We start from the raw sequence: 15,288 nt of genomic DNA, 5'->3' as shown, positions 1-15,288 counted from the left end.
AGTGCTAAAATCTGTAGCGTTTTGCTTGTTAGGTTTATTTTTTAATTGGATACCTATACCAATCCTTCTCTAAGCAGGTCGTGCAAATGAACGAAGCCTTTTACGTGGTCAGATGTATTAACTACAATCACCTGACTAATGTTATTTTGTTGCATAATGTTTAGCGCCCGTACAGCAAAATCATCTTCCAAAACTGTTTTTGGTCCCGGAGACATAATGTCTTTTGCCTTTCCATCCAGTATACCTTTTTCCATTCCTCGCCTGAGATCCCCGTCAGTAATAATTCCCAACAATTTATTTTCTCCATCTATCACAGCAGTACATCCCAGCCTTTTGGATGATATTTCTACGATCACGTCGCGGATAGAATCTGATTCTTTGACCCGGGGGTTTTCGTTGTTAATATAAATATCACTCACTTTGAGGTAGAGCTGCTTACCTAATGAACCTCCCGGATGAAAGCGGGCAAAATCTTCACTGGTAAAATCCCTCAATTCAAGTAAACAAACCGCGATTGCATCTCCCAACGCCTGATGTACTGTAGTGCTGGTTGTTGGAGCAAGGTTATTTGAGCAGGCTTCTTCTTCAATGGTAGCATTGATCACATAGTCAGACTGTTTTGCAAGGTAAGAATCCACATTACTTACAAGAGCAATAAGCCTGGAACCAGTCCGTTTTAAAAGTGGTACCAGCACTTTTATTTCAGGCGTATTTCCACTTTTAGAAATGCAGATCACAATATCATCAGACTGGATCATGCCAAGATCTCCATGGATTGCATCTGCTGCATGCATGAATAAAGACGGCGTACCTGTACTATTTAAAGTGGCTACTATCTTATTCGCTACTATCGCACTTTTCCCAATACCCGTGACGACCACCCGGCCTTTAGCGTTAAAAATTTCCTTAATACAACGCTCAAAACCTTCATCTATAAAACCAGCCACTTTATGAATGGCATCTGCCTCATTTGCGAGTACCTTTTTCGCAATATTTTGAATATTTTTTATTACCTTCAATGTCCCTAAAGTAATGTTCTAATCGAGTCGGGCCAAATATAATTAAAAGGTGATGAACGCCAATAAACGACCGTTTCGTTACGAATGTAACACTGCATCTTTTTTAATTTTTTGGATTAATGAATATCTGATATGATCGATAATCTATTGGTAACTGAAAACGACCTCCTCAAAAACAAGCTAAAACAAGTCTTTGGCTATAATCAGTTCAGAGGTAACCAGGAGGTAATCATTCGTAACATTCTGGATGACAAAAATACTTTTGTGATCATGCCCACCGGAGCGGGCAAATCTCTTTGCTATCAATTACCGTCATTGATTAACGATGGACTGGCGATCGTTATTTCTCCTCTCATAGCACTCATGAAAAATCAGGTAGACCAGATGAATGCCCTGGGAATCAATGCTCAGTTTCTGAATTCTACACTGACGAAGACAGAAATGAATAAAGTGAAACGGGAAAGCCTGGCTGGAGAAATTAAGCTACTCTACGTGGCCCCTGAATCACTCACAAAGGAAGAAAATGTAGATTTTTTAAAGCAGGTAAATATCTCCTTTGTGGCCGTGGATGAGGCTCATTGTATCTCTGAATGGGGGCATGATTTCAGACCCGAATACCGGAGAATCAAAGAAATCATTGGTCAGTTAGGCAATCTGCCAATAATAGCGTTAACTGCTACTGCTACGCCTAAAGTTCAAACGGACATTCAGAAGAACTTGAATATGGAGGAAGCTCATGTATTCAAATCATCTTTTAACAGAACTAACTTATTTTACGAAGTACGTCAGAAGAAACATGCCAAGAAACAGTTGATCCAATTTATGCGCGAGCACAAAGGCAAAAGTGGGGTCATTTACTGTTTGAGCCGAAAAAAAGTAGAAGAGATCGCGGAGCTGTTAAAAGTAAACGGTTTCAATGCAGCGCCGTATCACGCCGGACTGGACCCGGCTATTCGCGAAAAGAACCAGGACGATTTCCTAAATGAAGATATGGACATCATCGTAGCCACAATCGCTTTCGGAATGGGAATTGACAAACCTGATGTTCGTTTTGTAGTTCACTATGATGTCCCCAAATCTCTGGAGGGCTATTATCAGGAAACGGGCAGAGCAGGAAGAGATGGATTAGAAGGTAATTGTTTGATGTTCTACAGTCATAATGACATCAACAAACTAGAAAAGTTTAACAAAGACAAGCCTGTCCAGGAACGTGAGAATAGCAGGGTATTACTACAGGAAATGTCCTATTATGCGGAATCTCCTGTATGCCGCAGAAAACAACTCCTGCATTATTTCGGAGAAGAATATACCGTGGATAACTGTCAGGGATGCGATAACTGTCTCCATCCAAAAGAACAATTTGAAGGACAGGAACTTCTAAAAACGGTCATTGAATCAGCTCTACAAACAAAGGAACGCTTTGGACTTAATCATTTGGTACATGTAATACGTGGCATTAAAAACGAATATGTCAATTCATACCGTCACTACGAATTAGCAGTATATGGTACCGGGATGGACCAGAGTGAAGACCTCTGGAAGTCTGCGATAAGACAAGCGCTGATCCATGAATTTCTGTCAAAAGACATTGATAATATTGGAGTTTTAAAAGTATCGGAAAAAGGACGAAATTTTCTAAAAGACCCATATCCGGTTATGCTTGCCAAAGACCATGAATATGATTCCACCAGTGAAGAAGAAGAGGACAGTGAAAGAATACCGGCCAGTACAAAAGCTTATGATGAAAAGCTATACGGTATGCTTAAAAGTCTTCGAAAGAAAATAGCACACCAAAAAGATATCCCCCCTTATGTTATTTTTCAGGACCCATCCCTGGAAGAAATGGCCACTACCTACCCCACAACTACAGAAGAATTGGCACAGATCAATGGTGTAGGTCAGGGGAAAGTACAGAAATTCGGACGGGATTTTATTCAATTGATCACAAATTATGTAGATGAACATGATATTGTACCGGCCTCCGAAGTAGTAGTTAAATCATCTGTCAATAAGTCTAAAATGAAAATTTTCATCATTCAGCAGATTGATAGAAAAGTTGACCTGGATGAAATAGCGGAAACAAAAAGTATAAGCTTCGAAAGCCTATTGAATGAAATAGAACATATCATCTATTCAGGCACGAAATTGAACCTGGATTACTACATTGATGAAGTTCTGGACGGAGAGAAGCAGGATGATCTGTATGACTATTTCTTAAACGCTGAAACAGATAGCATAAGCCAAGCCTTGGAAGATGAGGCCAATGCCGATTATTCTGAAGAAGATATTCGGCTAATGCGTATTAAGTTTATGTCAGAATACGCCAATTAGTTTTATCAACAGCTTACAACAGTCATAGCAGTAGCAAAGCCTATCATAAGATCATCTGCCAAAAACAATATCAATTTCCAAAGATCACTTTCATGATGGATAATCATATTGTTCCCCTTGGACAACTTGTTAAACGCGTAATGGCATAGCAGGCGATCATTCATTAGCTTTGAGGCTTCAAAAAATCAGGAATGAATATACTTATAATAGGTAGCGGAGGAAGAGAATACACCTTCGCGTGGAAAATAGCACAAAGCTTTCATTGCGATCAGCTTTACATTGCACCCGGTAATGCAGGCACAGAACTAATTGGTGAAAATGTAGACTTGGCAGTTGATGATTTCGAAGGCATCGGACAATTCGTAATTGACAATGATGTAGAGTTAGTAGTGGTTGGCCCGGAAGACCCATTGGTAAAAGGCATCCGCGACTATTTTGAGGCGGATGAGACGCTTATTAAAATAGCTTTGGTAGGACCGGATAAAATAGGAGCTCAGTTAGAAGGTAGTAAAGATTTTTCCAAAGTATTTATGGAAAAACATGGTGTGCCAACTGCAAAGTCCAGAACATTTACGGCAGATAGCATAGAAGATGGATTAGTCTATTTACAAGAATGTAATCTTCCAATCGTATTGAAAGCAGATGGACTGGCCGCAGGTAAGGGTGTCGTGATCGCTAAAACACTGGAAGAAGCGCAACGTACGCTGAAAGCTATGTTACTGGATAAGCAATTCGGGGAAGCCAGTAATAAAGTACTCATTGAAGAATTTCTCGACGGTATAGAGCTTTCTGTATTTGTGCTTACAGATGGTGAGAACTATGTTATCTTACCGGAAGCCAAGGATTATAAACGTATAGGAGATAACGACACAGGACCAAATACGGGTGGTATGGGGGCTGTATCACCGGTTAAATTTGCCACTAAGGTATTTATGGAACGGGTTGAAAGTGAAGTGGTAAAACCCACTATCACAGGCCTCCAAAATGATAAAATAGATTATAAAGGTTTTATCTTCATCGGGTTAATGAACGTTGATGGCGCTCCTTTTGTCATCGAATATAACGTACGGATGGGTGACCCTGAGACACAAGTAGTGCTCCCGCGTATTAAGAATGACCTCGTAGAGTTATTGGTAAAGGCTGCAGATGGAAAACTTAAAGACTATCAGCTGGAAGTTAGTCCAAATTTCGCAACTACCGTGGTATTAGTTTCAGGAGGATATCCTGGCAGTTATGAAAAGAATAAATCCATACAGGGATTAGCTGATGTTACAAATGCACTTGTTGTGCATGCCGGAACCAGACAAGAGGACTATGAGGTTCTGACAAATGGTGGTAGAGTGCTGGCCATTACCGGTATGGGAGACAGCCTGGAAAAGGCATTGGAAGTATCGTACCACGGTGTAAAAAACATCCGATGGGACGACATGTATTATAGAAAAGACATTGGCAAAGATATTTTAAGGTTGCAGCTGGATTAATATATGAATTACCATCTTTACTATTTCAGTGGTGGAACATTAAATGCACGAATTGTTATCTTTAATGTTGCTTATATGAAACATTAAATACACGAATTGCTATCTTTAGCGATACGGAATTGAAACATTAAGGCATGGGTTGTAGTACGTGCAACTCCGGAGGGGGTGAAGTAGCAGGGTGTAATAATAACGGGGGATGCCTGACCGGAGGATGCAACAAAATGAATGTTTTTGACTGGCTTTCCAATATGGATCTGCCTGTTATAGATAAATTTAATATTGTAGAAGTAAGGTTTAAGGGCGGCAGAAAAGAGTTTTTCAAAAATGCCGAGGGTCTTGACCTTACTACTGGTGATGCGGTAGTCGTAGATGTGCCCAATGGTCATCATTTAGGACATGTGTCTTTGCAGGGAGAATTGGTTCGGCTTCAAATGCAAAAAAAGAAGCTCAAGGACGATGAGGAGATCCGCAAGATATATCGCATAGCTCATCACAAAGACCTGGAAAAATACGAAGAGGTAAAGAAAAGGGAATTACCTACACTATACCGTACCCGTGAGATCATCCAGAACCTTAAACTTGGAATGAAACTTTCCGATATTGAGTATCAGGCGGATAACTCAAAAGCTACCTTCTATTATTCAGCTGATGACAGGGTAGACTTCCGGGAGTTGATAAAAGTGCTGGCCTCTGAATTCAAAATCAGGGTAGAAATGCGTCAAATAAGCCTTCGGCAGGAAGCTGGCCGTTTAGGAGGGATTGGTTCATGCGGTAGAGAACTGTGTTGTTCTACCTGGCTGTCTGACTTTAAAAGTGTATCTACCAGCGCTGCCCGTTATCAAAACCTTTCACTTAATCCAAGTAAGCTTTCAGGTCAGTGTGGCCGACTAAAGTGCTGCCTGAATTATGAGTTAGAAACCTATATGGATGCTTTGAAAGATATTCCTGACCTGGAAAAGCCCTTAGTCACTGAAAAAGGACGTGCAAAGCTTCAAAAAACCGATATCTTCCGAAAGATCATGTGGTTTGGCTATGACGATGAAAACGCATGGCACCCTATTCCTGTAACCAGAGTAAATGAAATCATCTCTCTTAATGAGAAAGGTCAAAAACCTGTTTCTTTGCTTGAAAATGATGTGCCGGACAAAAATGAGTTCTCCTCATTGAATAGTGACCTGGAGAGGATGGACAAAAAGTACAAACAAAAAACAGGGCAGAAGAAAAAACGCAGGAAAAAAAGACGAAATTTTAGGAATAACAAAAATCAGGGCAATAGTAATTAAATGAGGACGATCACCCTTTGCTTAATGATGCTGGCTTTGCAACTCACCTCCTGTGACACGGACAGGATCTATGAGAAAAATATTGAACTGCCGAAAAAATTATGGCTTGCTGATAGTGCTATCCACTTTGAATTTAAGTTAGCAAGCTCACAGAAAAGGTATAACCTTTATTACAACATAAGGAATACCCGATCTTATCCATTTCAAAACATTTACGTGCGTTATAATTTAAACGACACATTGGGCAACCTGGTGAGCAAAGAATTAATAAACCAGGATCTTTTCGACCCAAAAACGGGAAAACCGTATGGTTCAGGGTTAGGGGATATTTTTGATCATCAATTCACTATACTGAAGAACCATAAATTTGATCAGGTGGGTGTATATCAATTTAGTTTACAGCACTATATGAGACCTGACACTTTGAAAGAAATTATATCAGTCGGGATGAGGCTGGAAGAAGCACAGGAAATAAGTGAGTAAAAAGAGTTTTAGTATTTCCATTTGGTCTGTTTGCAAATAGCAATTTCACTAGTATATTTATTTCCTAGTTCGAGATTATGAGAATCATCATTGCCGGTGCCGGAGACGTGGGTTACCACCTGGCTAAACTTCTAGCTTACGAGGAGCAGGATATCATTTTGATTGATCGCGATGGAAGCACGCTAAAACAAGCAGCTAACACACTTGACGTTGGCACCATCAAAGGCAACTCCACTTCCTACAGAATATTAGATGAAGCAGACATTTCAAATGCAGACCTACTCATAGCGGTCACCTCTTCAGAGGAGACTAACCTCACCACCGCAATTATTGGCAAGCACCTGGGAGCCAAGAAAACTGTAGCACGTATTCAGAATGTAGAATACCTTCTGAATAAGGAAAAGCTCGACCTGAAAGAACTGGGAATAGATGAAATCATATCTCCCGAATCTTTAGCCGCCAAAGAGATCAAACGCCTGCTTAAGGGGATCGCACTCACTGATACTTTTGATTTCGATGAAGGCAAACTCTCTCTTATTGGTATACAGGTAGATGACAATAGTCCAATAGCAGGCAAATCGCTCATCGAAACAGCACACCTTAATCCGGACTTCAATTTTGTAACCGTTGCTATTCTACGAAATAATGAAACTATTATTCCCCGGGGAGATACCCAGTTTGAGCCTGAAGACCATGTGTATTTTATTACGCAACCAGATGGAACGGACCGTGTGTTAGCGCTTTCAGGTAAAGAAAAGCAAGAGATAAAAAACATAATGATCCTTGGAGGCAGCAAGGTGGGTTATCATGCAGCTAAGAGATTGAGTCGTAAGTTTAAAGTAAAGCTGGTAGAACTTGAAAAGGACAAGTGCTTTGAATTAGCCGACCAGCTTAAGAACGTTATGATAATTAACGGTGATGCACGGGACGTAGAGCTTTTAGAAGAAGAAGGAATTAGTGAAATGGATGCTTTTATTGCTGTTACCGGAAATTCTGAAACTAACATTATATCCTGCCTGGTAGCTAAAAACCGGAATGTAAAAAAGACCATTTCCCTGGTAGAAAATATCGACTACATCCATTTATCCCAGAACATTGGTGTAGATACCATGATCAACAAAAAATTGATCGCGGCTAACTTTATTTTCCGTTACATACGACAGGGAGATGTAGTGAACCTAACCACTATTCATGGTGTAGATGCAGAGATTCTCGAGTTTATTGTAAAAGCAGGTTCTAAAATCACCGAAAACATGGTACGTGACCTGGAGTTTCCTAAGGGAGCGGTTATAGGCGGTGTTATTCGTAATGGCGTAGGTTATACTGCCATGGGGGATTTCCAATTCAGACCTAAAGACCGGGCTGTGGTACTTTGCCGCCCTCATTGTATTCATGCTGTTGAGAGCTACTTTATGTAATGAGGTTTAACTTTCCATTAATCACAAACATACTTGGCTTGTTGCTTTTCCTAAATGGCTCCTTCATGTTGCTATGCATGCCGTTTTCTGTTTACTATGGAGAGGATTGGTTTTATATTTTAATTTCCGGGTTGATCACCATTGTATGTGGCTCAACTACCTGGCTGCTCACCAAAAACCATAAGAGTAAAGAACTGAAGAAAAAAGATGGATACCTGATCGTGACGTTAGGCTGGTTTTTCATGTCACTCTTTGGTACATTACCGTTTATTTTATCCGGGGCCATACCGAACTTTACAGATGCTTTTTTTGAGACCATTTCTGGTTTTACGACCACAGGAGCTTCTGTTCTTAACAATATAGAAGGTGTACCAAAAGGCATTTTATTCTGGCGTAGCCTCACCCAATGGATCGGTGGTATGGGGATTATTGTATTGGCTGTTGCTATTCTACCCATCCTGGGAATTGGTGGTATGCAACTATTTATTGCTGAGGCTCCCGGTATCAGCCCTGACAAGATGAAACCGCGAATAAAAGATGTCGCGAAACGTTTGTGGTTCATTTATCTTGGGCTAACAGTCACTGAAACCGTTCTGCTGCTACTTGGGGGGATGACCTTTTTTGATGCCTTGAATCACTCACTCACCACTATGGCTACCGGAGGGTTTTCAACAAAAAACAAAAGCGTGGCGCACTATGATTCTGCATATATCCAATACGTGATCATTGCATTCATGTTTTTAGCCGGAACAAACTTCACTATCACATATTACTGCCTGAAGGGAAGACTAAAGAAAGCCTGGGCTAACGAAGAATTTCGTATGTATTTCATACTAGTCGCTGTACTATCGATATGTATTTCATTTTTTGTTTTCTCTTCCAGTTGGACAGGCTTCGAAAAGTCTTTCAGAGACTCACTTTTTCAAGTCGTCTCTCTGATCACCACCACAGGCTTCGTAACAGCAGACTATACTTCATGGACACCATTTTTGACCATTGTTTTTTTCATGCTCATGTTTTTAGGCGCTTCGGCAGGGTCTACGGCAGGAGGAATCAAAGTAGTGCGCCATACTTTACTATTTAAGAACAGCTTCCTGGAAATGAAAAGGCAGCTTCACCCGTCAGCGGTAATACCCGTAAGATTGAACAACTCTGCCGTGAGCAGGGACATCACCTATAATGTACTGGCATTCGTAATGATCTATTTATTGGTGTACGTAGTTGGCGTTTTTCTCATTTCATTTACCGGGGTAGACTTTGACACCGCTTTAGGCGCAGTAGCAACTAGTCTTGGAAACATAGGTCCGGGCCTGGGGCAAGTGGGGCCTGTCAATAACTTCTCATCCATCACTCCGTTTGGCAAATGGCTACTTGCCACTCTCATGCTATTAGGACGACTGGAATTATTTACCGTTCTAATGCTCTTCAATCCCAATTTCTGGCAGAAGTATTAACGATAAAAGCGACCCTGTTTACTGGTTGACAGCTATTTCCATATCAATATGCTTTAGAGTCATTTCTCAATGGTTTTCAAAAACTTGAAACCAGCCCTTTAGTCATAAATGCAGCCGGTGACCACCTGTGGTGAATATTAAAAAAAACTTTCTGATCCATACAACCTTTTATATCTACTAACCCACTTTAACTTGAATTTCAGAACCTTAACTATTGAGTTATTCCATTGATCCGTATGAGGCCGAACTGGCAGATAGGTGTCTGACCCATGACCGGGTGGCTCAAAAGTTACTTTATGACCGTTACAAAGATGCTATGTATACCATCCTATTACGGATGCTGAATAATGAATACGATGCCGCAGATGCGCTTCAAGAGGCATTTATCAGGATTTTCAGGAGTTTAAAAGGTTTCAAAAAAGAATCTTCCTTAGGGGCCTGGATTAAAACCATAGTCATACGAGCTGGATTAGAAAAGCAGAAAAAACACTTGATTTTCGAGGAAATCAATGAAGAAAGACAAGCACTGGAACCGATTATATGGGACTCTGACCTTACAGGCGAATACTTGGAAAAAGCGATAGCACAACTACCCAACGGCTATAAAAACGTGTTTTTATTGATAGAAGTTGAAGGATATACCCACAGAGAAGTAGCTGAGTTGGTAGGGATTTCTGAAGGCACTTCTAAATCGCAGTTATATTATGCCAAGAAAAGCCTGCAAAAAACACTTGCCTCAATGATGGACTGATGCCTGACAGTAAAGACCATATGACAAAAGCTATTAGACAGTTACCCGTACACAGGGCACCTGATCAGATCTGGGGAAAAATATCGGAAGAGCTTGATATGGAAGTTGGATTATCAAACCTGGACAATGCCCTATTACAATACATCGAGCTAAAAAGTGCTCCTGGTCATGTATGGGATGATCTGGAACAAAAACTTGAAGTTGCCTCAAAAGAGGCCCCTATGAGAAGGGCCATCGAAACATTACCCTGTTACGAGGCGCCAGTAAGGTTTGAAAACCTGGCTTTAGATAAGGAGAAAACCAATCGGCAACTGTCAATAGCATGGACAACGGGTATTGCTGCGAGCCTGCTTATTATTTTTGGACTTTACTTTTTGCAGGAACCGAATGAGCATATAATGATCTCCAACACCACGGAAGAAATTACAGCACCAAACGAAATTTTAAAAGTGGCCATCGGAGAATTAAACCAGGATGATGAACTTTTAGAAGTCATAAAAGCACATTGCTCAAAAATAGCTTTGCAGTGTCAATCACCAGAGTTTAAAGGGCTATTCGAATACTATCTTGAACTGGATACATCAAAACAAGAGTTGATCACAACCATGAACAACCATAAATCCCAGTTACATCTTGTGGATTACCTGGTGAGAGTTGAAAAAGAAAAAAACGAGGTAGGAAAGCAATTGATACAGATGATCATCGGATGAGCGTAAAAATTTTATCATATTGTTTGACATTTATCCTCTTTCTGTCGGCTTTTACTGTTGGGTCAGCCCAGATCCAGGTGAAAGTGATCACCAAAACCATTGAAAGAAGTTTTGACTATCAAGCAGGTGATGCCTTACTCATTCGTGGAGAGAAGTCGTCAATAGCTGTAAATACCTGGGAAAAAAATGCAGTCAAAGTAACATTAAAACTCATAGCTAAGGCTGTGTTATCAGAAGTAGCAAGAAAAGAGTTGGAATACCAGAAATATACCATGAACAAACGTAAGAACATCATCAACTTAGCAAATCAGCTGGAATTCCCCAATAACGTAAAAGAACTGCAAGCTATACTACTTGTGGAGTATGAAATTTGGGTTCCGGCCAGCATACAGCTCACGATCAACAATGAATACGGTAACATTGACATTTCAGGCATATATGGTAAACATATTGTTACTAACAAATTTGGTAACATCACCCTGAATCATGTAGGAGGAACAGGAAAAATAGAGAGCTATTTCGGAGATTTCACGTCCAAGAACTTTTCGGGAAATCACACACTTGATTTTAATAAAACTAAAACCACTATAGACCACCTCTCAGGTATATTATCTATAAACTCCCGACTAGGGGATATTACCATAAGTAATGTACAGCGTCAGGCAGCGCTGAATATTGAAGCAGATAAGTCTGATATTAACCTGGAAGTATTGGCAAATTGGGACGAGTTTCAAATTAAGTTAAAATCAAATTTTGGAAAAATAAAGGTACCGCACCATTTAACAGGGAAAATGGATCAAAAAAATAACGTAAGCTCCTGGCGTTATTTGGGCAATGGAAAATCCAGGATTAACGCCGAGACCAGCTTTGGTGTCATCAGCCTATCTGTCAAATGAAAAAAGTAGTTTTAGTATTTTATCTTATAGGTTGTACTTGTGCCAGTTATGGGCAAGAAAAAATCAAGGTGGAAACCAGTACGGAAACAATGGATACGGTTCAGTATTCTCAATTGCTACGTGCTTACAACAAAATCATTCGAGCACAAGAGGAAAAGTTAAGTCTATTCAAAATAGACCTGGTAGGGCCTTACCTGTTCCTGGTATCAAATTGGGAAGATAAAGATGCTGCTCGAAACAAAGTGATCAACCTGGCCTTTGAACAAAAAGTAAACCCCAATTGGTCATGGATAGTAGAATCTTATCTGCGGTCTGACCGGGATGATTTTCAAGAAGTACAAATACTGGGTGGTATTCGCTATTACTACTTCATGAACAAACGGATGTTAAGAGGTAAGAGCGCTAATAATTTTTCCGGAAATTATTTCAGCGCTGTATCCACTTATGGTCACCGTTTCAGCAAAAATGATGATCACGCTACTATCAATCTATTATATGGTATTCAAAGAAGACTGGGAAAGCACTTCTTTTTTGATATTAATTTTGGGCTTGAAAATATCTTCAAAGCCTTTGAGAACCGTGAAACAGGTATCGATTTTATCTTTACGGGTAAATGGGGCATTTCGTTTTAGGGTTATCATTCCTCTTGTAGCATTTAAATACACCTTGTTAAGAGGGTTGTCAACCTCCAGGCAAACCGGCAAAGTTCTTATTGCCAATCCTTACACCTGATATAATAAACTATAATTGACTTTTTACTTAGATGTCTCTACCTGTCGAACCGTTATTTCCAGGAAAAATATCAGTTTATTTTCAACTGCATACAACTAAAGTATACGGACATGCCACTTTAAGTCGACTCAAATTAAAGAAGGATGAATCGTTTCGTATACCCATTATTGATCTTAGTTTTTGTTGTCCGGTCCTATGGTCAGACAATCGATATACCGGCATCATATCTATACCAGGTCTACAAACAAGTACACCTGTCTTCTGCGGACTCTCTGTCGGTTGTCAACCTCAAACAGGACAAGCTGGGAATGATACATGTTCGCTTGCAGCAATATCACCATGGTGTCAAAGTGCTGGGAGGAGAAGTAATTGCTCACTTTGATAACAACAGACTTAAGTCCATCCAGGACCATTCTGTCCAAACAATCAAAATGAATGAGGGGCATGCTGCCCGTCTGGGAAAAATATCACAGCCAGATAAAAATCATTATCTGATCAAAGAAGATAACGATTTTTATCTGACTGAGTGTACCTCAGAATCGGGTTTGCTAAATTTCGTTGACGCAGTAGACGGACACACTACCCTCACTGTTCCTCAATATCGAGGAGTAAACTCTCCCGGTAAAGCTATTACCAGATATCATGGTGAAGTAGATATCACTGCGTATAAACAAGCAGGAGGGTTTATTTTACAAGAAGAACGTCAGGGAGTACTTATCAGAACGCTTAACGCTGAAAATCAAACTATTGAACAGTTCACAGAAAATTTTGGCCAGGCCCCACTGCTTGATACAGTCACTAATTTTCAAGACGAAGATAACTTATGGGATTTACGGAATGAACGACTTGATGAAATAGCAACAGATATTCACTGGGCATCTGAAGTTACATTTGATTATTTTCTGGATGTACATAAACGCAATAGTATAGATAATGAGGGTGGTGATATAAACAGTATTGTTCATTTAGGCGACGATTGGGATGAGGCATTTTACCTGGCACCTCCTTTTAACTTCATGGGCTATGGTGACGGAGGGCCATTGGGTCCAAATGCTACGCTGGACGTAGTAGCGCATGAGATGGCACATGCTGTGGTTTTTTATTCCGCTCAACTACTCTATATTGGAGAAACGGCCTCACTTGACGAGGCTTTTGCCGATATTTTCGGCACCTCTGTGAAATTTTATCGTAGCGTCAATGGCTTAAAAGATCTCTGGGTTTTGGCAGAGCAACTGGGGGGTTTCAGGGACCTGTCAGACCCTAAAGCAAAAGGTCAGCCCGATACCTACAAAGGTGAAAACTGGTATTCAGGCCAGGAACGTGACATATTTGCACATCAAAACAATGGCCCTATAAACTACTGGTTTTACCTGCTTACTATGGGAGGTGAGGGAATAAACGACAATGGGGATGACTACAATATATCAGCCCTGGGCCTGGGCAAAGCAGAGCAGATAGCTTACCGAACACTTAATTATTATCTCAACTCTACGGCTAAATTCATGGATGCCAGGTCAGGCTCGATACAAGCTACCACAGATCTGTTTGGGAAAGATTCTCAAGAACTTAGACAGGTCATAAAGGCGTGGGATGCCGTAGGTATAAGAAAACAGGTTATCACCAACGTTGATGAAACGAGCTTATCAAGAACAGCCTCACGAGCTTTTCCAAATCCGGTTCAAGATGGAGAACGGGTACAAATAGACATAGAAGATGTACCCGCACAAGGTAACGATCCGGACATAACTATTTACTCGACCTTAGGAAGTAAGGTAAATACCAAAGGCAGAATTCAGTCAGGTGGTCAAGGTGTCATTTCATTAGATCTTACAGGCCTGCCTGCCGGAATCTACATCCTAAGAAGAAACAATCAAATCACTGATCCTATCAAAATATATAAGCGATAGGTACCCACAATTGACAGACTAAATTTTATCATTAAAATCTAATAAGCTATGCGATTATTAAAAACACATGGATATTTCGTGACAACGAAAAAATTAATGTTGAAGATGCTATTCTTTTCCTTGTTGCTTTACTCCTGTAACGACGACGATCCAAAAATAATACCCACCAGCCTAACGCTTACGGTGACTCAAAATGGCATACCGGTAAATGCTATAAATGTAGTGCTGTACAGTTCTCAACAAGATTGGTTAACTGGTCAAAATCCAGTGGCTTCTGATGAAACAGACGCTACAGGAGAAGTAATTTTTAATGAAGACTTATCTCCTGTTGTGTATTATGTAGATGTCTTTAAAGGGGATACCACTAATTGGCACACAGAAGTTAGTCTTACTGAGCTGGAGGAAAACAAACTAAATAAATCTGAAATCTCAGTTATTTCTTCTGTTGGAAATCATTTGACCGGCAAAACTGAGAAAAGCTGGATTATCAAAGACGCCCTGGTAGATGGATTTAGTATTTTCCCGGCCTTAGACGAGTGTGAGAAGGATGACATTCTTTTATTTCAACGCGATGAACAGTTGGGGTTAGAAGATGTAGGACGTGAGTTATGTCCCGGTGAGACATTAGGCCAATTTTTGTTTCAATGGAGCTTAAGTAACTCCGAAAAAAATTTAACGCTTACAAACGAAGATGGCTCAAAACAAGAATTTACTGTTGAAAGTATCAATCCGAACACCCTTGGTTTAATCTTAGAACTTGATATTGAAGGAGTACCTTCAGATGTTTTATTTGTACTAAACCCCATTGAATAGTTTCTAAAAA

Annotated in this window: 13 protein-coding genes; 12 read left to right on the top strand and 1 reads right to left on the bottom strand. The window is 40.2% G+C overall.

What is annotated here, in order from left to right; translation table 11 throughout:
- Positions 1 to 53 precede the first annotated feature (53 nt).
- Positions 54 to 1,019 carry an SIS domain-containing protein gene (locus tag FNH22_RS20335; protein ID WP_143400278.1) on the bottom strand — a complete coding sequence of 322 codons (966 nt, stop codon included), beginning with the start codon at positions 1,017 to 1,019 and terminating at the stop codon, positions 54 to 56.
- Between the two features lie 132 nt (positions 1,020 to 1,151).
- Between FNH22_RS20335 and recQ the strand changes: the two genes are divergently transcribed.
- The 12 genes from recQ (at position 1,152) to FNH22_RS20275 (ending at position 15,278) form a co-directional block, all read left to right on the top strand.
- The gene (gene recQ / locus FNH22_RS20330; protein WP_143400277.1) at positions 1,152 to 3,350 is read left to right on the top strand and encodes a DNA helicase RecQ; all 2,199 of its coding nucleotides are present in this window, start codon (positions 1,152 to 1,154) and stop codon (positions 3,348 to 3,350) included.
- Positions 3,351 to 3,541: 191 nt separating this feature from the next.
- Positions 3,542 to 4,831: a phosphoribosylamine--glycine ligase gene (gene purD, locus FNH22_RS20325; protein WP_143400276.1), complete on the top strand. Its 1,290-nt coding sequence runs from the start codon at positions 3,542 to 3,544 to the stop codon at positions 4,829 to 4,831.
- Between the two features lie 134 nt (positions 4,832 to 4,965).
- Complete coding sequence (locus FNH22_RS20320; RefSeq protein ID WP_143400275.1) at positions 4,966 to 6,114, top strand: regulatory iron-sulfur-containing complex subunit RicT; 1,149 nt, start codon at positions 4,966 to 4,968, stop codon at positions 6,112 to 6,114.
- On the top strand, positions 6,115 to 6,597 hold the full coding sequence (locus FNH22_RS20315) for a gliding motility lipoprotein GldH (protein WP_143400274.1): 483 nt from the start codon (positions 6,115 to 6,117) through the stop codon (positions 6,595 to 6,597).
- A gap of 77 nt (positions 6,598 to 6,674) precedes the next feature.
- Positions 6,675 to 8,015: a Trk system potassium transporter TrkA gene (trkA, locus tag FNH22_RS20310; protein ID WP_143400273.1), complete on the top strand. Its 1,341-nt coding sequence runs from the start codon at positions 6,675 to 6,677 to the stop codon at positions 8,013 to 8,015.
- A complete protein-coding gene (locus tag FNH22_RS20305) occupies positions 8,015 to 9,469 on the top strand; it encodes a TrkH family potassium uptake protein (protein ID WP_143400272.1) in 1,455 nt (484 codons plus the stop codon). Before trkA ends, FNH22_RS20305 begins: the two co-directional genes overlap by 1 nt.
- Before the next feature lie 214 nt (positions 9,470 to 9,683).
- Positions 9,684 to 10,220: an RNA polymerase sigma factor gene (locus FNH22_RS20300; RefSeq protein ID WP_143400271.1), complete on the top strand. Its 537-nt coding sequence runs from the start codon at positions 9,684 to 9,686 to the stop codon at positions 10,218 to 10,220.
- Between the two features lie 20 nt (positions 10,221 to 10,240).
- A complete protein-coding gene (locus FNH22_RS20295) occupies positions 10,241 to 10,930 on the top strand; it encodes a hypothetical protein (protein WP_143400270.1) in 690 nt (229 codons plus the stop codon).
- Positions 10,931 to 10,953: 23 nt separating this feature from the next.
- A complete protein-coding gene (locus FNH22_RS20290) occupies positions 10,954 to 11,826 on the top strand; it encodes a DUF4097 family beta strand repeat-containing protein (RefSeq protein ID WP_185154326.1) in 873 nt (290 codons plus the stop codon).
- A complete protein-coding gene (locus FNH22_RS20285; RefSeq protein ID WP_143400268.1) occupies positions 11,823 to 12,458 on the top strand; it encodes a hypothetical protein in 636 nt (211 codons plus the stop codon). Before FNH22_RS20290 ends, FNH22_RS20285 begins: the two co-directional genes overlap by 4 nt.
- Before the next feature lie 243 nt (positions 12,459 to 12,701).
- On the top strand, positions 12,702 to 14,465 hold the full coding sequence (locus tag FNH22_RS20280; RefSeq protein WP_143400267.1) for a M4 family metallopeptidase: 1,764 nt from the start codon (positions 12,702 to 12,704) through the stop codon (positions 14,463 to 14,465).
- 48 nt (positions 14,466 to 14,513) lie between these two features.
- Positions 14,514 to 15,278, top strand: coding sequence for a lipocalin family protein (locus FNH22_RS20275; RefSeq protein WP_143400266.1), 765 nt, complete (start codon positions 14,514 to 14,516; stop codon positions 15,276 to 15,278).
- Positions 15,279 to 15,288: the final 10 nt, after the last annotated feature.

It is taken from the genome of Fulvivirga sp. M361, assembly GCF_007097395.1.
Classification (GTDB): domain Bacteria; phylum Bacteroidota; class Bacteroidia; order Cytophagales; family Cyclobacteriaceae; genus Fulvivirga.
This window is presented reverse-complemented; position numbering and strand designations above follow the sequence as displayed.